An 18,937-nucleotide genomic window follows, 5' to 3' on the forward strand; every position below is an offset into this window, starting at 1 on the left:
TAAAAAATGCGTGTAATGAATGTTGGAAAGGCTCTGGCTCTGTTTGCTGCCGTCGTCATCATGGCTGGTTGTAGTTCTACCAGCACCAGAACTGATTCTGCTGACGCCAGTGGAACGACTGGTGCGGGCACGGGTACTGATGGTGCCAGCGCATATGGTACTGGTACTGGCTCCGGTGTTTCCGGTGTAGGGCTTGAAGAGGTGGCAACACTGCGTACTGTGTTCTACTTTGATTTTGACCGCTCTGTCGTTCAGCAGGAAGGTTTCTCTGATCTGGAAGCGCATGCTCGCTTCCTGTCTCGTAATCCTTCTGTATCTGTTCGTCTGGAAGGTCATGCTGATGAGCGCGGAAGCCGTGAATACAACATGGCTCTTGGCGAGCGTCGTGCCAACGCGGTTGAGCGTCTGCTCGTGGTGAACGGTGCAACAGCCAATCAGATTGAAGCTATCAGCTATGGCGAAGAGCGTCCTGCGGTCGTTGGCAGCCACGATGGTGCCTGGTCTCAGAACCGTCGTGTTGAGCTGAAATACGTAACACGTTAATTATGAAATACTTACTGAAAGGTGTGCTGGGGCTTTGTCTATGTTTACCGGGGCTGGTTCAGGCTCAGGTAGATAATGTTCAGGTCATTGAGATCAGTACCAGTGGTCAGCAGTCCCAGGCTCAGCGTCAGCCTGAAGTGGCTTCTGGTTCGATGGCCGGACAAAGTGAGTTGTTGCTGATTGTTTATCAGTTACAGGAGGAGATCCGTCAGCTTCGTGGTGAGCTTGAGTCACAACAGCATAAGCTGAATCGGCTAGAAACAGATCAACGAGATCGTTATCGTGATGTTGATCGGCGCTTAAGTGCGTTGATCAACGCGCTGCCAGATCCGGCTGCTCCGCCTGTTGAGCCAGTTGCTGCTGCGCCAACTCCTGAAGTGCCGACGCAATCATCGACCAGTGCGCCTTCAGTAAGTACTCCTGCGGCACCTGTTGCACCGGCACCGGAAGTTGCTTCCGTGCCGGAGGCAACGCGGGCTGATCAGCAGGCGTATGATCAGGCTTTCAATCTTGTGCGTGAGCGCAAATTCAACGAGGCAGTTGCTGCATTTGAAGCCTTTGTTATCCAGTTTCCGAACAGTAGTAATACGGCTAATGGTTATTACTGGTTAGGTGAAATCCATCTGGCACAGCAGTCATTGGATATGGCACGAGTGCAGTTTGAAAGAGTGCTCAGCGACTTTCCGAGTCATGGCAAGGTGCCTGATACCCTCTACAAGCTGGGTGTAGTCTATTCTAATCTGGGCCAGCAGGAACGCTCGCGAAATATGATTCAGCGTGTGATTGATGAGTTCCCGCAAAGTACTGCTGCCAGTCTTGCCAGAAATTTCAGAGCGGCAAATAGCTGATAAGGGCATCTGCTTTCATGAGTATGGATTTGAAACGGGCAGTTGTTTTATTGTCCGGCGGACTTGATTCCGCAACGGTTCTGGCAATTGCCAAAAGTCAGGGATACGAGTGCCATGTGCTCAGTTTTGACTATGGTCAGCGTTCTTTGACTGAACTTAATGCTGCGCGTGCCGTGGTCAGGCATCTTGAGATTGCCGATCACAAGGTACTGAGGCTGCATCTTGAAGATATTGGTGGCTCCGCGTTGACGGATCACACCATGGATGTACCCGAAACAGTTGAAGATGATGCTATTCCAGTTACCTATGTCCCTGCACGCAATACAGTGTTTCTGTCCCTTGCGCTGGGTTGGGCTGAAGTGCTGGATGCTCAGGCTATCTTTATCGGCGTCAACGCCGTGGACTATTCCGGCTACCCTGACTGTCGTCCCGAATTTATCAAGGCTTTTGAAGTGATGGCGAACCTGGCGACTCGTCAGGGTGTTACCGGTCATCATCTGACTATTGAAACGCCGCTTATTGATCTGACCAAGGCGGAGATAATTCGCAAGGGTATCTCGCTGGGGCTGGACTATGGGTTAACTGTCTCCTGTTATCAGGCTGATGAGCAGGGCCGGGCCTGTGGCGTGTGTGATAGCTGTCGCCTGCGTGCCATGGGTTTTGCCGACGCTGGTGTTACGGACCCGACTCAATATTATCAGTGATCCCCACCCACACCTGATTTGTAGCACGATTATGGTATAATTCTTCCAGAGTTATACCAGCGCTGCTGAATCTCAGCGCTACGCGACCTAGGTGCTATTAAATCCAAGTACTATTAAACCCAAGTGCTATTCAATTTTTTCGGAATAAGATACTTTCATGTCACAGACAAGCGAACTTGCCGAGCGGATTCTGGTTCAGGAGCATTTTGCCCAGGAGCACCTGCCTTCAGCAGTGACTCCAGAGCAAGAAGCATCATATCGCCAGAAGATTAAAGAACTGTTACGTGAAAAAGATGCTTGTCTGGTGGCTCACTACTACACGGACCCATTGGTTCAGGCACTGGCTGAGGAGACTGGGGGCTGTGTTGCCGACTCTCTGGAGATGGCGCGCTTCGGTAGTCAGCACCCTGCATCAACGTTATTGGTGGCAGGTGTCAGATTTATGGGTGAGACTGCAAAAATTCTCAACCCGGAAAAGCGCATATTGATGCCGACGCTTGAAGCGACCTGTTCGCTGGATATCGGTTGTCCTGTTGATGAGTTTTCCGCTTTTTGCGACCAGTATCCCGATCATGAAGTAGTTGTGTATGCCAACACGTCTGCCGCCGTTAAGGCGCGTGCCGACTGGGTGGTAACCTCCAGTATTGCATTGAAAGTGGTGGAGCATCTTTCTGACCAGGGTAAGAAAATTGTCTGGGCACCTGATCGCCATCTGGGCGAGTATGTGCAGCGTCAGACGGGTGCTGAAATGGTGCTTTGGGAAGGTAGCTGCATCGTGCATGAGGAGTTCAAATCGAAGGGTTTGAAAGAACTCAAGGCCCTTTATCCTGAGGCGGCTGTTCTGGTGCATCCTGAATCGCCTGCGGCAGTGGTGGATCTGGCAGATGTGGTGGGTTCTACCAGTCAGCTGATCCGTGCGGCGGCGACCTTGCCCAATCAGCTGTTTATTGTGGCAACTGACCGAGGTATTCTCTACAAGATGCAGCAGGCTGCTCCGGGCAAAACCTTTATTGAAGCTCCTACTGGCGGAAATGGCGCAACCTGTCGCAGTTGTGCTCACTGTCCATGGATGGCGATGAACGGTCTTGATAACATAGTGCAGGCACTGGAAACGCAGGCTGATGAGGTGATCGTATCACCTGAGTTGATCAGGCAGGCACGTATTCCACTTCAGCGTATGCTGGATTTCCCGATCTGAGTTTTCAAGCTGAGCTACCCGATCTGACCTTTCCTTCTGAGTCTGTGGCAGGCTGCTGGTGATTACCTCGGCCTGCTTTAAAGATCCTCTCGGACCTGTTTTCTGATCTCTTCGACCTCAGCCGCCTTTTCTTCAAAACGGCTGATATCTGCTGGGCTCTGGCTGCTGTCTCGCTTGGCAAACTCAACCTGGCGCTGTGCGTGGTCAAAGTTGCCAGTAAGCAAGAAGTAATCTATTCGAGCCTCATGCACAGCCAGTATGTTTCCCAATAAACCCTCTGTTTCTGCGAGTTGGAAGAGGCTGTCAGTGTCTGTGGGGTAATCGCGCAATATTTGTCGGTAAATCGTTGTCGCTTGCTGAAGTTTACCTGTTTCTCTAGCTGCTGTGGCGAGCAGTTTTCTGACAGGAAGGTTGTCAGGATAAATTTTATTCAGGGTGCTGCTACGCTCAAATGCCTCAGCGTATTCGCCAGCCGACAGCATGATTTCCACTTCGCTCAGTGCAATATACAGATGCTGGCGCCAGGCGGCTGGCAGTTTTTTCAGATGTTCTCGTGCAAGCGAAATCTGTCCGTTGCGCATGGCTGCCATGACAATGCCGTAGTCATTTTTAGCTGAAGGATTGGCAAGATTGTCTGCCTGATAGCGTTGCAGTGTTTGTGCCGGCTGATTGCTGAAATGGACTTCCAGTCGTGTTTTGACGATCTCATATTCAGGGTTGTAGGCGCTTTCTGCCGGTTTTGGCAGCGTTTCGGCTCGATTCAGCGAGTCAGCAATGCGAGATTCGGTGACCGGGTGTGTCAGGAGAAATTCGGGAGGACGTTGCCCGTAGAAGCGATAGTTGCGCTGCAGTCGAGAAAACATCTGCGGCATGGCGTGAGGGTCGAGGCCGGAAGCAGCCAGTGTCTGCATGCCTATTCGATCAGCTTCCTGCTCATAGCGGCGGCTGAAGGATAGTTGAGATTGTGCCTGTGCGGCGATCGTAGTGGAAAGAGCGGCTGTGCCACCTTGCACATCTGCAGCCGATATCAGAATGCTGGCAAGTATGCCTGCCAGCACCAGGGGTCTGGCGCGCCGCTCCTCCTCCATGCGCTGGGCAAAATGACGCTGGCTCAGATGGGCGAGTTCATGTGCCAGCACCGACGCCAGCTCATCTTCACTTTCGGCAGCGAGGAAAAGACCGCCGTGGACTCCAATGATGCCGCCTGGTACCGCAAAAGCATTGAAGCTGGGGTTGTCGAGCATGATCAGTTCCAGGCGCCGATCTGTGATCTGAGAGCTTGGGACCAGCCGCCACAGCAGGTCATCAAGATAGTGATAGGTGATCGGATCTTCCAGTAGTGGGGCTCTGCCGCGAAGAATGCGCGCCCAGTTACGACCCAGGCGATATTCTGCATCAGCCGCGACCATCGCAACACCGGGGCCGGTGAGGCTTGGGAGGCGAGTATCGGCATAGGTAGTTTGAAAGCCGAAAGTCAGTATTAGTAGCAGAAAAAATCGGATCATAGATGTCCTGACGAGAAGTTCTTTGGTTACCATGTTAACTGTAATAGTATAATGTGCGCTTTGATTATGAAGTGAAAGTTTGTGTTATCGATCTTGCCTGACTTCTAAACAGCGAGATCTTGTATCGGTTTTCGAGGTTCCAGATCATGACAGATTACGCTATTGACCAACAGTTAGATGCATCTGGTTTGCATTGCCCGTTGCCGCTGCTGAAAGCCAAGCAGGCGCTGAACCATCTGCATCCGGGGCAGATACTGCGTGTCATCGCCACGGACGCGGGGTCTGTCAGGGATTTCAAAGCCTACACTGACCAGTCAGACCACTGCCTGCTTGAATCGTTCACAGAGCAGGGCAGCTACATCTATATCATTCGTCGCGGTTAGGGCTGTCAGGAGAGATCATGCTGAAGATCATCAGTAAATGGATTCATCGCTATCTGTCGGATGAGGAGGCGCTGCTGCTTTTTTTCCTGTTGGTGGCCGGTCTTTTGCTTATTTTGATGCTTGGCCGTGCGCTTGCGCCTGTGTTTATCAGTATTATTGTCGCATTTCTGATGCAGGGTGCCGTTAATCGCATCGAGAAGTATATTCCTCGTAAGGTCGCGGTGTTGTTGGTGTTTTTTGCGTTTGTTGCGGCGCTTCTGGCATTCATGCTGATAGTGATGCCTCAGGTCTGGACACAGCTGGTGACGCTGTTCAATGAAACGCCACGCATGATCTCGCAGTTTCAGGCGATGCTGCTGGTACTGCCGGAACACTATCCTGATCTGATCACCGAACAGCAGGTGCGGCAACTGATCGGTGTGGCTGCCACAGAGCTGAGTAAAGCCGGGCAGTGGGTACTGACCTTTTCACTACACTCCCTGACCAATATCGTGGCGCTGTTGATCTATGTGATCCTGGTCCCGATCCTGGTATTTTTCTTTCTCAAGGATGGCACGCATCTGCTGGATGGCCTGGCAAGATTTCTGCCTGAGAAACGCCAGATGATGCGCACCATATGGGTAGAAATGGACGCTCAGATTGCCAACTATGTGCGTGGTAAGGCTATCGAGATTCTGATCGTCGGCGCTGTTTCCTATGTCGTCTTCGCTTTTCTGGGGCTCAACTATGCAGCGTTGCTGGCGATCATGGTGGGTGTGTCAGTTGTCATTCCCTACATAGGTGCAGCGCTGGTGACAATCCCTGTCGCAGGGATCGCTCTGTTCCAGTGGGGGTGGGGTAGCGAGTTCATGTATCTGATGATTGCCTATTTCGTGATTCAGGCGTTGGACGGTAATGTACTGGTTCCACTGCTGTTTTCTGAGGCTGTAAATCTTCACCCTGTATCCATCATCGTAGCAGTATTGCTTTTTGGTAGTCTCTGGGGTGTCTGGGGAGTGTTTTTTGCCATTCCGCTTGCGACCCTGGTCAAGTCGGTAATCAGTGCCTGGCCCAGTGCGATCGAAGAGGTTGCGGTGAAGGAGGAAGAATAGGCGGCACCGCCTTATTGCTGATGCCGCCGTGCGTGCATCAGCTGAGCTGTTTAAGGGCTTCCAGCACTTCGTCAACATGTCCTTTGACAGAAACCTTGCGCCATTCCTGTCGCAGAACGCCTTCTTTGTCTATCAGGAAGGTGCTGCGCTCGATTCCCAATGACTCACGTCCATACATTTTCTTCAGTTTGATAACATCGAACAGTTTGCACAGGGCCTCATCCTGATCACTCAGTAACTCAAAGGGGAAGGACTGCTTGGCTTTGAAATTTTCATGGCTACGCAGAGTGTCTCTGGATACACCGAAAATTTCTGTGTCTGCTGCCTGAAATTGCTCATATTTGTCGCGAAAGTCCTGACCCTCCGTCGTGCATCCGGGAGTGCTGTCCTTAGGATAGAAGTAGATCACGATATTGCGACCGCGCAGGGCAGAAAGTGAGACCTCCTTGTCGCTGGTTGCCGGGATGGTGAACTCGGGTACGGGCTGATTTAGTGTGGCATTACTCATGATGTTTCATCCTGTGTTAAAAAAAGATCGATCCTACTACGCTAAAAGGGTCATATTCGTTTAAAATATCGAGCTGTTCACAATAGCAGAAGGTAAAGTGAGGTTGAAACCTTACCTTGAGTGTTGTGTGGCCGGTGAGTGGTGAGTACCATACGGCATCTGATTGAAATTTGGAGATAATGATGATTCGCGGCAGTATTGTAGCCCTTGTAACCCCAATGAAAGCCAATGGCGATGTCGATTGGGATGCATTGAAGAGAATCACAGAGCTCCATATCGAAAAGGGTACGGCATCAATTGTAGCAGTCGGTACGACAGGTGAGTCCGCGACCCTGAACTGTGATGAGCACATTGAGGTTGTCAAATTCGTTGTTGATCAGGTAGCTGGTCGCATTCCAGTGATAGCTGGCACAGGTGCCAACTCAACCAGTGAAGCCATTGAACTGACGCAGGCGGCAAAAGAAGTTGGTGTGGATGCGGTGTTACTGGTGACACCCTACTACAACAAACCGACACAGGAAGGGTTGTATCAGCACTACAAGGCCATCGCCGAAGCTGTGATGATTCCTCAGATACTTTACAATGTGCCAGGGCGCACGGCCTGTGACATGCTGCCTGAGACCGTGTTACGGCTGACAGCTATTGACAACATCGTGGGTATTAAAGAGGCAACGGGTAATCTTGAGCGCGCCCGTTTCCTGATCGATTCAGTTCCCGAGGGTTTTGCTGTTTACTCAGGCGATGATGCCACCGCCATTGAGCTGATACTGATGGGTGGCGACGGTAATATTTCAGTCACAGCTAACGTTGCGCCTGGCGAAATGGCACAGCTTTGCCAACTGGGGCTGGAGGGTGATACCGACGCTGCAAGAGCGTTGCAGGAGCAGTTGATGCCTCTGCACACCAATCTTTTTATTGAAGCGAACCCTATTCCCGTAAAGTGGGCCATGCATGAGATGGGTATGATTGACTCCGGTATCAGGTTGCCATTGACGCCTTTGTCCGAGCAGTATCATGACGTGGTTCGCAGCGCCTTAAAGCAAAGCGGCATAAACTGACAGGCATATAAATGATAAATAAAGGCTTAGGTATACTGACGATGGCCGGCGCAGCAATGATGCTGGTCGGTTGTAGCTATATCGAAAAGAACCCGGTCTATGGTGAGCATGGGATGATCCGTGATCGAAGCCAGGACTATATGCAGGCTGCGGGTGGGGATCGCCTGCAGATACCCGAGCATATCAAAGCGCGCGAGACTTATGAGCAGCTACAGGTGCCTGATGTGGGTGTTACCGCCACTCGGACTGATGGTCGTTTTGAGGTTCCACGTCCTGAATTTTTCTATGCTGACCCTGTGTCTGATTCAGTCAGTCTGGCTCGCCTTGATGGTGAACGGATTATTGTAGTGGACGAGCCTATTGCAGATGTCTGGGTCAAAATTCTGGATTTCTGGGAGTATAACGGTATAGACGTTGCCAGAACCGATCCAAGACTGGGTATCATGGAAACGGATTGGATCCGCACTGATGCACAAGAGTATGGTTTTGTTGATCGTTGGTTCAAACGTCTGACACTTCAAGGACTGGAAGGGCCTGTCGATAACAAATTGCGAGTCAGTATACGTCCAGATCCTGATGATTATGACCGCACCTCCATACGCATGAGTCATGTTGCATTTGCCGCCAGTGAACGTCAGGAGGAGGTAAACTGGGATCAGCAGCAGATGGATGTCAGCTATCAGTCCGATATGATGTTCGAGATGCTGCGCTATCTCAGCCGTGCTTCTGCTCCGACGACGGCACAGAGCCTCTTGGCGCTGCAGCAGCAACAGCAGGCTCGGCCATTGCTGGGGCGTGACTCCCGAGGTAATCCTGCTCTGCGTATTAATGCACCAGTCGATGAAGTGTGGGATCTTCTCGATACGGCCATTGAAAGCACGGCTCTGGATGTCGGTACAAGAGACAAGGAGGGTGGGGTTTTTTACATGAGCTACACCACGTCAACGCCTATTGCTGAAACACGCCGTCGTGGTTTCATGGAATGGCTGACCTCAGAGCGTGAGGAGATAAAGCTGAGTACCAGTTTCCTGAGCAACGCACTGGGTTTCTCTGAAGAGGAGCAGGCAGAAGCAATTGCTTATTCATCCGGTGATAGCCGCTTGAGCGGTCGTTCGGAAGAGGATGTGGCTGCAGATCTGAGTGATCCGAACAACCTGGCCAATCAGGATGGTTACAAAATCTGGCTGGGTGGTAGGGTTATCTTTGTCTTCGGTGGCTCACAACGGGGTGTATACAACACTGAAAGCGGTAGCTTCGAGCATACGGGTCGCTACCAGTTGAAGCTTCACCGCATTCGTACTGGCGTGATCATCTCCGTGCTGACAGATCAGGGTCTGGATGCACCTGCAGTGGTTGCTGAAGAGATATTGTGGCAGATAAAAGATCAGCTACCGTCCAATACGGCTGGCTGAAAAGATTGATTGCAGAAACTGCCCCATATGGGGGTGGTTTCCTCTGGAGACCTTGATGACAACGCGTACAGAGCTTTTATATTCGGGTAAGGCCAAATCGGTTTACTCTACAGATAACCCGGATTACATGATCATGCTGTTTCGTAATGACACTTCGGCCTTTGATGGCAAGAAGGTCGATCAGTTGGATCGCAAGGGCATGGTTAACAACAAGTTCAATGCCTTTATCATGGAAAAGCTGGAAGCAGCTGGTATCCCGACGCACTTTGAAAAGTGCCTGTCCGACACCGAGAGCCTGGTCAAACGCCTGGATATGCTGCCAATCGAATGTGTAGTGCGCAACGTTGCTGCGGGCTCCATCTGTCGGCGTCTGGGTGTAGAAGAGGGGCTTACGCTCAATCCGCCTACGTTTGAGATGTTTCTGAAGGATGATGCACTCGGTGACCCGATGGTCAATGAGTATCACATAGACTCTTTTGGCTGGGCAACACGTGACCAGGTGGAAACTGCGAAATCACTGACTTTTCGTGTCAATGATGTGCTGAAAAAACTGTTTGATGATGCTGGTCTTCTACTGGTTGATTACAAGCTTGAGTTTGGCATGTCCAAGGGTCAGCTTGTTCTGGGTGATGAGTTCTCTCCGGATGGTTGCCGTCTGTGGGATAAGGAAACACGCAAGAAGATGGATAAGGACCGTTTCCGTCAGGGGTTGGGTGGGGTGATAGAATCCTACGAAGAGGTGGGGCGTCGCCTCGGTATTAATTTCGACTGACTATCAGATCGAAATTGAGACCTCTGTATCAATTCCAGGCAAAAGCAGGTCCATGTTGATAAAGGAGAGGAAGATGCGGGCAGTATTTCTTGACCTTCAGAGCCTGAATGATCTGGATCTGCAGCCTTTGCGTTCAGTCGTCAGTGAGTTGGTCTGCCATGATCAGACCTCCCTTGAGGATGTCCCGGAGCGTATTCGTGGCTTTGATATAGTCATCACCAATAAAGCGCTTCTGACGGCTGAGGCTATTGCTCAGGCTGACTCACTCAAGCTGATCTGTGTGGTTGCGACAGGGGTTAACAATGTTGATCTTGATGCTGCCAGGCAGCGCAGCATTCCTGTGTGTAACTGTCAGGGCTATGGTACCTCGTCGGTGGCACAGCATGTGTTTTCTTTGATGCTGGCGCTGCATACGCGCCTGCTGGATTATCACAAGGCAGTAGGCGAAGGGCGCTGGAATCGATCCGAACAGTTTTGTCTGCTGGATTACCCGATACAGGAGTTGCAGGGCAAGACCCTGGGGCTGGTGGGTTATGGTAATCTTGGTCGCAAGGTGGCGGAGATAGCGCGTGCATTCGGCATGAAAGTACTGGTTGCGCAGCGCCCGGGTGCTGAGCCGACACAAGCGGATGACAGTCGTTTACCTCTGCATGAGATGTTGCCATTGGTGGATGTGCTGAGCCTGCACTGCCCATTGACTGATGCCACGCGTAATCTGATCGATGCCAAAGCGCTGAAGCTGATGAAGCCCGGCAGTTTCCTCGTCAATGCAGCCCGTGGCGGCATTGTTGATGAGCCTGCGCTGGTGAGTGCGCTGCGCGAAGGCCATCTGGCGGGTGCGGCCACGGATGTACTGTTGGAAGAGCCACCTCGCCAGGGTAACCCCTTGCTTGAACCTGATATTCCCAACCTTATCGTGACTCCCCATTGTGCCTGGGGAAGCTTTCAGGCGCGCAGTACGATTATTGCTCAGGCAGCTGAGAATATTCACGCCTTTCTGGAGCAGGGTTCACCGAGCCGTCGGGTAGTCTGATCAGATCGTTCCATGTGATTTAATTCAAAAAGGGCAGGCTGACTCGAATGCCAGCCACTCTTCTCTGAGAGGGTGTTGCAGTGCCAGTTGGTCGGCATGCAGCAATAATCTTGTGGAAGCCTCTCTGGCCTTCCCCTCTGCATAAAATTCATCACCGAGTATCGGGTGTCCGATTGCTTGCAGGTGTACCCTGAGCTGGTGTGAGCGGCCTGTGATGGGGTGCAGCAGCAAACGAGATCCCTGGTCGTTGCGCTCCAGACATTGCCAGTGCGTCAGTGCCGATTTTCCCTTTTCATGATCCACTATCTGCAAGGGTCTTCTTTCCCAATCACAGCGTAGAGGTAGCTCAATGCTACCTTCATTTTCGTGTATCTGCCCGCTGACCACTGCCTGATAGCGTTTCTTTGTGATGCGATTCTGAAACTGCATGCTCAGATGGCGGTGAGTCACGGCGGTCAGCGCCATCACCATAAGCCCGGAAGTGGCATAATCCAGTCGATGGACAATTCGTGCGGTTGGGTATTGCTGTTGTACACGCCGCCAGAGGCAGTCTTGCTTTTCTGCGCCCAGTCCGGGCACTGAAAGCAGTCGGTGGGGTTTGACGACCACCAGCATCGCTTCATCGGCAAACAGCACAGGGATCATCATTTTTTCTCAAACAGCGCCATGGACTCCACATGGGAGGTCTGAGGGAACATATCCAGCACACAGAAACGCGTCATTTTATAACCCTGGCTGGCGAGAGTTGCACTGTCACGCACCAGTACAGATGGGTTGCAGGCAATGTAGAGAATGCGTTTGGCGCCTGTTTTTGACAGGCTCTTTGTCTGCTCTGCAGCCCCCGAACGGGGTGGATCCAGCAGTATCAGATCATATTTCTGACGCATCCAGGCACTTGCGCTGCAGTCCTGACTGAGATCAGCGCAATGAAAACTGACATTGTCGCAGTTGTTCAGCGTAGCATTGCTCTGTGCACGCTCAACCATCTTCATACTGCCCTCAATACCGGTAACCTTCCCGGCGTGTTTAGCCAGCGCCAAGGTGAAGTTGCCGAGGCCACAATAGAGATCCAGTATGCTGTCGGTTGAGGTGGGTGTCAGCCATTCCAGCGCACGGGACACCATTTTGCGATTCACCTCTGCATTGATCTGCAGGAAGTCATCAGGAGCGAACTGAAGGGTTACATCGGCGTCCGGAAGTGTATAGGTTAACGGAGGATGTACGCCAACTGGTGTGAGTTGATGGTCGTTCAGTTCAAGATAGAGCTGGAGTGACAGGCTCTCGGCAACACGTTTCAGCGCTTCAATCAGCTCTTCAGAGGGAGTGCGGGTGGCACGGAAAGTCAACGCGCCGGATTCGTCACCCAGTGTAATATCCAGATGTGTCAGAAGCTTCAGGTCAGTAAAAGGCTCGAGCTCACGATAAAGCGCACTGAACAGCGTGTCGGCACGAGAATCCAGCACCATGCAATGTTCCACTCGTGTCAGCTTGTTGCTGTTTCTGCGTCTGAAGCCGATGATCAGGCTGCCATCACGTTGCAACTGGTTGATGCCGATACGTGCGCTGCGCCGATATCCGGCTGTGGCTGACTGAATCGGAGCGTCTATCTGAGTGGGGGTCACCTTGGAAAATCGTGACAGCTGATCCAGTACCGCCGACTCCTTGAAGTCGAGCTGTTTATCAAGGTTGAAGTGTTGCAGATCACAACCGCCGCACTCCTGATAGTGCCTGCAGGCGGGCTCGACTCTGTCGGGGCAGGTGCTGATGCATTCGATCAGCGACGCTTCATCATAGCGGCTGTGGCGGTTCTCCAGTTTTGCAGTGACTTTTTCACCGGCTAACGCACCTCTGACAAATACGGTTTTACCTTCATGTCTGGCCACGCCACGTCCTTCAATACTGAGGCCGGTAACATCAAGCTCAATCGGGGTTTGTGGTAGGCTCTGGCGGGAGTGTCGGGCTGTGCGTCGTTTGTGCATGGTCACGTCTCAAAAACTGGAGCGGTAATATTACCAGTTTCAGAGATAAAAACCCCAGTCAATACGACTGTCTTATAATAACCTATCATTTTACTCGGAATTAATTTCGGTGTATGCTGTGGGATGCTAGAGTCCAGATGCGAGTATTAAAGTACCATGATAATTACTGTAACCGAGAGTGCTGAAGAGTATCTGTTTCAATTGCTTGAAAAGCAGAATGTGCCTGGCATTGCTGTTCGCCTGTTTGTTACCCAGCCGGGAACACCCTATGCCGAAACCTGCCTGGCATACTGCCGTCCGGATGAGGTGAATGAAGAGGATGAGATCATCGATCTTCAGAAGATTCGCCTCTATCTGGAACGCAACAGTCTTGCCTATCTTGAAGAGGCGCGGGTTGATTTTGCCGAAGATCGAATGGGTGGTCAGCTGACTATCAAGGCGCCCAATGCCAAGATGCCGAAAGTCACGGCAGACAGTCCGTTGGAAGACCAGATCAATTATATTCTCTACTCCGATATCAATCCTGGCCTTGCCTCACACGGTGGAGAAGTCAAGTTGATAGAGCTGATCGAAGAGGAAGCCGGGCACGTGGCGATACTCAAATTCGGTGGTGGCTGTCAGGGTTGCAGTGCTGTAGACCTGACACTCAAGGATGGTGTTGAAAAAACGCTGATTGATCGTATACCCGGTCTGATCGCTGTGCGCGATGTCACTGACCATACCGTAACGGACAACGCCTACTACCGGTAATTCAATTCGAAACTTGTGGGGAGGGCGTTCGCTTTTCCTTCTGCTGGAGCTCTGGGCGGCTAATTACCGTCCCGGAGCTTGTTTTCCATCTTGCGATCCCCATAAATACAATTAATTCCAATATCAGGTCTGTCTTCTATAGTTAATTAGTGGCAGGCTAATCAATATCAGGGATCAGGTTTAACAGTTATCTTGCGGCTACCCACACTGGCCAGCCGCTATGCACAGAGGCAACCCTACTATGGATCATATCGAAGCAAAAGATGATGCAGTGACCATCGAGCTTCCCGTACTTCCATTGCGTGATGTCGTGGTTTATCCGCATATGGTTATTCCGTTGTTTGTCGGTCGTCAGAAGTCTATCCATGCGCTGGATATGGCCATGATGAATGATAAGCAGATTCTGCTTGTTGCCCAGAAAAATGCGTCTGAAGATGAGCCAGTTCCCGGTGATCTGTTCCATGTTGGTACCGTGGCAACTGTTCTTCAGATGCTCAAACTGCCCGACGGTACTGTGAAGGTGCTGGTGGAAGGCGAGTATCGCGCCGGTATCAAGAGCATGACGGAGCAGGAAGACTATTTTGTCTCCACACTGTCGCAGCTGGATTCAGAAAATGTCAGTGGCAGCGAAAGCGATATCTACAAGCGCACGGCGATGGATCAGTTTGAGCGCTTTATTCAGGTCAACAAGAAAATTCCCGGTGAGGTGCTCAGCTCACTGCAGAATATCGATGATATCGGTCGTCTGGGTGACACTATCGCCGCACACATGGCGCTCAAGCTTGAAGACAAACAGAAAGTTCTGGAGATGCTCAGCACGCGGCAGCGTCTGGAATATCTGATGTCCCAGATGGAAGCCGAAATTGACCTGGTTGAGGTCGAAAAGCGCATCCGTGGGCGCGTCAAGAAGCAGATGGAGAAGAGTCAGCGCGAATACTATCTGAATGAGCAGATCAAGGCGATTCAGAAAGAGTTGGGCGATCTTGATGAAAGTGGCGCGACGGATCTTGAAGAGCTGAAACGTCGCATAGAAGCGGCCGAAATGCCTGAAGAAGCTCTGACTAAAACGCTGGCAGAACATAATAAGCTGCGCATGATGTCGCCGATGAGTGCCGAAGCGACTGTTGTGCGGGGTTATATCGACTGGATGCTGCAGATTCCCTGGAAAACGCGATCCAAAGTGCGTTTTGATATGCAGCGTGCTGAGAAAATTCTCAATGAAGATCATTATGGTCTGGAAGAGGTCAAGGATCGCATCATTGAGTACCTTGCTGTGCAGAAGCGAGTGAAAAAGCTCAAGGGCCCTATTCTCTGCCTGGTTGGACCTCCTGGTGTGGGTAAAACTTCGCTGGGTCGCTCGATTGCACGTGCCACCAATCGCGAATATGTGCGTATGGCGTTGGGTGGTGTGCGTGACGAGGCTGAAATACGTGGTCATCGCCGTACCTACATCGGCTCCATGCCAGGTAAGTTGGTGCAGAAAATCGTCAAGGCTGGTGTGAAGAATCCGCTGTTCTTGCTGGACGAGATAGATAAGATGGGTATGGATCATCGTGGTGATCCGGCATCTGCCTTGCTGGAAGTGCTCGATCCTGAACAGAACAGCACCTTCAATGATCACTATCTAGAGGTGGATTTCGACCTGTCGGATGTACTGTTTGTGTGTACCTCCAACTCGATGAACATCCCCGGACCACTGCTTGACCGCATGGAGATCATCAGAATTCCGGGATATACCGAGGATGAGAAGCTCAATATTGCTCGGAATTACCTGATTACCAAACAAATTAAGCAAAATGGGCTGAAAAATCAGGAAATTCGCTTTGAAGATGAAGCGATCATCGATCTGATCCGTTATTATACCCGTGAGGCTGGTGTTCGTGGTCTTGAGCGTGAGATAGCCAAGATAAGCCGTAAGGTGGTCAAGGATCTATCACTCGGACGTCTCGAGAAAAAAATCGCCGTGATCAACTCCGAAAATCTCGAGTACTTCTGTGGTGTGCGCAAGCATAACTATGGCAGAGCTGAAGAGGAGGATCTGATCGGTCATGTGACGGGCCTTGCCTGGACACAGGTGGGTGGTGAGATACTGACGATCGAGGCGGCTGTTGTTCCCGGTAAGGGGCGGCAGATCAGAACCGGATCGCTCGGCGATGTGATGCAGGAGTCGATTCAGGCGGCGATGACGGTGGTGCGCTACCGTGCGCAGAGCCTTGGTATCAAGCCTGATTTTCACGAGAAGCATGATATTCATATCCATGTGCCTGAAGGTGCTACACCCAAGGATGGTCCCAGTGCCGGTGTCGGCATGTGTACGGCCCTGGTCTCAGCTCTGACCGCAATTCCAGTGCGTTCGGATGTGGCAATGACCGGTGAGATTACGCTGCGTGGGCAGGTGTTGCCGATCGGTGGACTGAAGGAAAAGCTGCTGGCTGCGCACCGTGGTGGCATCAAGACAGTGATCATACCGGATGAAAACCGTCGTGATTTGAAGGAAATACCTGAAAACATTAAGGCAGACCTCAACATAAAAGCGGTAAAATGGATTGACGAGGTTCTGGAGATAGCATTAGTGCGTCATCCGGAGCCACTTTCGGCTGAAGAGGCTGAAGTTGTCAGCAAGGATTCAGGTACAACCAAGGGAGAGCCTGGGTCACTCAGTACCCATTAAGCGCTTTCCCGCGGCAGAAAAGGGCTCCAGTCAGTTGACACCAGTTTCTGCGAGTTGGTATAAAGTGCATGAATGGTCGCTTGGCACAATTTTAAGAACAGAAAAAAGTACAGAACAAAATAATGATTCAATAAGGGGAACAATGTGAATAAGTCTGAACTAATCGATGCAATTGCAGCGTCTGCTGATATTCCCAAGGCCGCTGCAAGTCGTGCTCTGGATGCAACGCTGGCTGCTGTTACTGATGCTCTGCAGAAAAATGAGTCAGTAGCACTGGTAGGTTTTGGTACCTTCTCTGTCAAGGAGCGTGCAGCTCGCACAGGCCGCAATCCTCAGACAGGTGCTCCAATCGAAATTTCCGCAGCAACTCTGCCTACCTTTAAACCAGGTAAGGCTTTGAAAGATGCGGTGAACAAGTAATCTGACCCTCATCAGATTAAGTACAGGAGGCCTTGAATATTACGTGCACGGAGATGACCACCTTCCGGCAACTGATAGACAGGGCTCCATGTCAAAATAAGCGCATTCTTACCGGGTGCGCTTTTTTTGTATATATGAAATAAGGTGTGTGGCAAACAATGCTTCAAAAGATAAGGGATAACTCAAAAGGCATCATCGCCAAAGGGATCGTGGGTTTGATCGCTCTGACCTTTGCGCTGTTTGGTGTTGAGTCATTGATCGGACTGGGCTCTTCAGAAAGAGCGCCGGCAGAGGTCAATGGTGAAGATATCAGTAGTCAGGATCTTATGCGTGGAATAGAGCTGCAGCGTCGCCAGATTCTGACTCAGATGGGCGCCGATGCTGATCCTGCCCTGCTGGATGAGAATCGACTGTACAGACTTGTGTTGGATGAGCTGATCGATCGGACATTGCTGGAGCAGTCAGCTGATAATCAAGGCCTTTATCTTTCTGAAGAGATGATTGATCAGCTGATCGTATCTACCCCTCAGTTTCAGGTGAATGGGCGTTTTGAGCGTAGTCAGTTTGAGTCGATCCTGAGAAATTCAGGCTATACACCGCTGATGTATCGTGATGCTCTGCGTATAGAAACCCTGCTTAATCAGGAGCGTGCTGCGTATATTCTCTCTGCTTTTGCCACGCCTTCAGAAGTGCAGCGTGTCATTGCCATGGATCAGCAGTCGCGTGACCTTGCCTACACCGAGCTGTCTCTGGCCGATGTGCTGGCAAATCTGAGTGTTGATGCTGATGCAGTACAGGCTCGCTATGATCGAGAGGCGCCACGTCTTCAGACAGAAGAGCAGGTTGTGCTTGAGTATGTATTGCTGGAGCGTGATCAGTTTGTTGATTTTGAAGGTGTCAGCCAGGAGCAGCTGGAAGCAGCCTATGACCAGGTGCTGGCAACCTTCGGTGAGCAGGAAGAGCGTGAAGCACAGCATATCCTGATTGAGATAGGTTCAGAGCGCAACGCCGCTGCTGCTCAGGCGCGTGCACAGGAGTTGTTGGACGAAATCAGAGCGGGTGCTGATTTTGCTGAAATCGCTCGTGAGTCTTCCGACGATGTCGGATCAGCTTCATCGGGTGGAAGCCTGGGTTTCAACACCCGTGGTGTTTTTGCCGACGCTTTTGACAACGCCTTGTTTGGGCTCGAAGAGGGGGCTGTCTCAGAACCTGTACGTACTGAATTTGGTTATCATCTGATTCGTCTGAATGCAGTGCGCAGGGCAGAACCACCCACTTTTGCTGAGCAGCAGTTTGAGCTGCGTGCCGAGATTGCAGAGCGTGAAGCGGAGCTTGAATATGTTGCCGCCCTTGAGCAACTTGCAGATATCTCCTTTTCAGCGGCTGATCTGATTGTGCCGGCTGAGGAGCTGGGTCTTGATATCCGCACAACTGAACCTCTGACTCGTGAAGTAGGCGAGGGTCGTGTCGCAGGAGATCTGCGTGTCAGAACAGCGGCATTCAGTGGTGATCTGCTGGGTGAGCGCCTGAACAGCCTGCCGATTGAGTTGGATACGGGAACAGCCGTTGTGGTGCGTGTCAAAGAGCACCTGCCTTCACGTCAGTTGACGTTTGAAGAGGTGCGCGATACGTTGGAGCAATCGCTTCTGGTCGAGATGGCTCAGGCTCAGTTGACCGAGCAGATCGCTCAGTGGCTGGAAGGTTTGCGAAGTGGCGAGCCGCTTGACAGGCTGGCCCCGGAGCAGAGCTGGTCTGAGTTCACCGGGTTGCAGCGCGATGCGCGGGATGTGCCTGTCAACGTTCTTCAGAAAGCTTTCTCTCTGCCCTATGGTGGCAATCAGCAAAAGCCAATGTATGACAGTGTGACTCTGTCCAATGGTAATCTTGCGATTGTCAGGTTGGATGCCGTGCATGCGGGTGAGTCTGATCTGAGCGATGAAGAGATCAGAATGATGGCCTCTATGCTGGCTTCACGTCTTGGTGAGATGGACTACCAGAGTCGTTTCAATTCGCTGAGAGACTCAGCGACTATTGAACGGAGATAATCTGGATTAAAAAAATA

Annotated in this window: 18 protein-coding genes; 14 read left to right on the forward strand and 4 right to left on the reverse strand. The window is 51.4% G+C overall.

What is annotated here, in order from left to right:
* Window positions 1-6: 6 nt before the first annotated feature.
* The 4 genes from pal (at window position 7) to nadA (ending at window position 3,293) form a co-directional block, all read left to right on the forward strand.
* Complete coding sequence (gene pal, locus ACK3CJ_RS08165) at window positions 7-543, forward strand: peptidoglycan-associated lipoprotein Pal (RefSeq protein WP_409525939.1); 537 nt, start codon at window positions 7-9, stop codon at window positions 541-543.
* 2 nt (window positions 544-545) lie between these two features.
* Window positions 546-1,391: a tol-pal system protein YbgF gene (gene ybgF, locus ACK3CJ_RS08170; RefSeq protein WP_409525940.1), complete on the forward strand. Its 846-nt coding sequence runs from the start codon at window positions 546-548 to the stop codon at window positions 1,389-1,391.
* 17 nt (window positions 1,392-1,408) lie between these two features.
* The gene (gene queC, locus ACK3CJ_RS08175; RefSeq protein ID WP_409525941.1) at window positions 1,409-2,095 is read left to right on the forward strand and encodes a 7-cyano-7-deazaguanine synthase QueC; all 687 of its coding nucleotides are present in this window, start codon (window positions 1,409-1,411) and stop codon (window positions 2,093-2,095) included.
* Between the two features lie 157 nt (window positions 2,096-2,252).
* Window positions 2,253-3,293: a quinolinate synthase NadA gene (gene nadA / locus ACK3CJ_RS08180; protein WP_409525942.1), complete on the forward strand. Its 1,041-nt coding sequence runs from the start codon at window positions 2,253-2,255 to the stop codon at window positions 3,291-3,293.
* Window positions 3,294-3,370: 77 nt separating this feature from the next.
* Here the strand turns inward: nadA and ACK3CJ_RS08185 are convergent, their stop codons facing one another.
* Complete coding sequence (locus ACK3CJ_RS08185) at window positions 3,371-4,798, reverse strand: M48 family metalloprotease (protein WP_409525943.1); 1,428 nt, start codon at window positions 4,796-4,798, stop codon at window positions 3,371-3,373.
* Between the two features lie 146 nt (window positions 4,799-4,944).
* On the opposite strand from ACK3CJ_RS08185, the gene ACK3CJ_RS08190 reads away from it, so the two are divergent.
* Together ACK3CJ_RS08190 and ACK3CJ_RS08195 are read left to right on the forward strand one after the other, a co-directional pair.
* Entirely contained in the window at window positions 4,945-5,181 is a 237-nt protein-coding gene (locus ACK3CJ_RS08190; protein WP_409525944.1) for a sulfurtransferase TusA family protein, read from the forward strand.
* Between the two features lie 17 nt (window positions 5,182-5,198).
* Window positions 5,199-6,272, forward strand: a complete 1,074-nt coding sequence (locus ACK3CJ_RS08195) for an AI-2E family transporter (protein ID WP_409525945.1) — start codon at window positions 5,199-5,201, stop codon at window positions 6,270-6,272.
* A 37-nt stretch (window positions 6,273-6,309) separates the two neighbouring features.
* Here the strand turns inward: ACK3CJ_RS08195 and ACK3CJ_RS08200 are convergent, their stop codons facing one another.
* The gene (locus ACK3CJ_RS08200) at window positions 6,310-6,780 is read right to left on the reverse strand and encodes a peroxiredoxin (RefSeq protein WP_409525946.1); all 471 of its coding nucleotides are present in this window, start codon (window positions 6,778-6,780) and stop codon (window positions 6,310-6,312) included.
* Window positions 6,781-6,962: 182 nt separating this feature from the next.
* Between ACK3CJ_RS08200 and dapA the strand changes: the two genes are divergently transcribed.
* From dapA to ACK3CJ_RS08220, 4 genes are all read left to right on the forward strand, one after another.
* Window positions 6,963-7,838, forward strand: a complete 876-nt coding sequence (gene dapA / locus ACK3CJ_RS08205; protein WP_409525947.1) for a 4-hydroxy-tetrahydrodipicolinate synthase — start codon at window positions 6,963-6,965, stop codon at window positions 7,836-7,838.
* Window positions 7,839-7,879: 41 nt separating this feature from the next.
* The gene (gene bamC, locus ACK3CJ_RS08210) at window positions 7,880-9,250 is read left to right on the forward strand and encodes an outer membrane protein assembly factor BamC (protein WP_409525948.1); all 1,371 of its coding nucleotides are present in this window, start codon (window positions 7,880-7,882) and stop codon (window positions 9,248-9,250) included.
* A gap of 55 nt (window positions 9,251-9,305) precedes the next feature.
* Window positions 9,306-10,022, forward strand: a complete 717-nt coding sequence (gene purC / locus ACK3CJ_RS08215) for a phosphoribosylaminoimidazolesuccinocarboxamide synthase (protein WP_409525949.1) — start codon at window positions 9,306-9,308, stop codon at window positions 10,020-10,022.
* A 73-nt stretch (window positions 10,023-10,095) separates the two neighbouring features.
* Window positions 10,096-11,055: a 2-hydroxyacid dehydrogenase gene (locus tag ACK3CJ_RS08220; RefSeq protein WP_409525950.1), complete on the forward strand. Its 960-nt coding sequence runs from the start codon at window positions 10,096-10,098 to the stop codon at window positions 11,053-11,055.
* Window positions 11,056-11,079: 24 nt separating this feature from the next.
* On the opposite strand, the gene ACK3CJ_RS08225 is transcribed toward ACK3CJ_RS08220, so the two are convergent.
* Window positions 11,080-11,703, reverse strand: coding sequence for an RluA family pseudouridine synthase (locus ACK3CJ_RS08225; protein WP_409525951.1), 624 nt, complete (start codon window positions 11,701-11,703; stop codon window positions 11,080-11,082).
* On the reverse strand, window positions 11,700-13,034 hold the full coding sequence (rlmD, locus tag ACK3CJ_RS08230) for a 23S rRNA (uracil(1939)-C(5))-methyltransferase RlmD (protein WP_409525952.1): 1,335 nt from the start codon (window positions 13,032-13,034) through the stop codon (window positions 11,700-11,702). Before rlmD ends, ACK3CJ_RS08225 begins: the two co-directional genes overlap by 4 nt.
* A 156-nt stretch (window positions 13,035-13,190) precedes the next feature.
* Between rlmD and nfuA the strand changes: the two genes are divergently transcribed.
* The 4 genes from nfuA to ACK3CJ_RS08250 all read left to right on the forward strand — a co-directional run bounded on the left by nfuA (window position 13,191) and on the right by ACK3CJ_RS08250 (window position 18,920).
* On the forward strand, window positions 13,191-13,784 hold the full coding sequence (gene nfuA / locus ACK3CJ_RS08235; protein ID WP_409525953.1) for a Fe-S biogenesis protein NfuA: 594 nt from the start codon (window positions 13,191-13,193) through the stop codon (window positions 13,782-13,784).
* A 241-nt stretch (window positions 13,785-14,025) separates the two neighbouring features.
* Entirely contained in the window at window positions 14,026-16,455 is a 2,430-nt protein-coding gene (lon, locus tag ACK3CJ_RS08240) for an endopeptidase La (RefSeq protein WP_409525954.1), read from the forward strand.
* A 144-nt stretch (window positions 16,456-16,599) separates the two neighbouring features.
* Window positions 16,600-16,875 (forward strand): HU family DNA-binding protein, encoded by a 276-nt coding sequence (locus ACK3CJ_RS08245; RefSeq protein WP_409525955.1) that lies wholly within the window; start codon window positions 16,600-16,602, stop codon window positions 16,873-16,875.
* Window positions 16,876-17,033: 158 nt separating this feature from the next.
* Window positions 17,034-18,920, forward strand: a complete 1,887-nt coding sequence (locus tag ACK3CJ_RS08250; protein ID WP_409525956.1) for a SurA N-terminal domain-containing protein — start codon at window positions 17,034-17,036, stop codon at window positions 18,918-18,920.
* The last annotated feature ends 17 nt before the right edge of the window (window positions 18,921-18,937 follow it).

Source organism: Nitrincola salilacus, from assembly GCF_046271865.1.
Lineage (GTDB): Bacteria > Pseudomonadota > Gammaproteobacteria > Pseudomonadales > Balneatricaceae > Nitrincola > Nitrincola salilacus.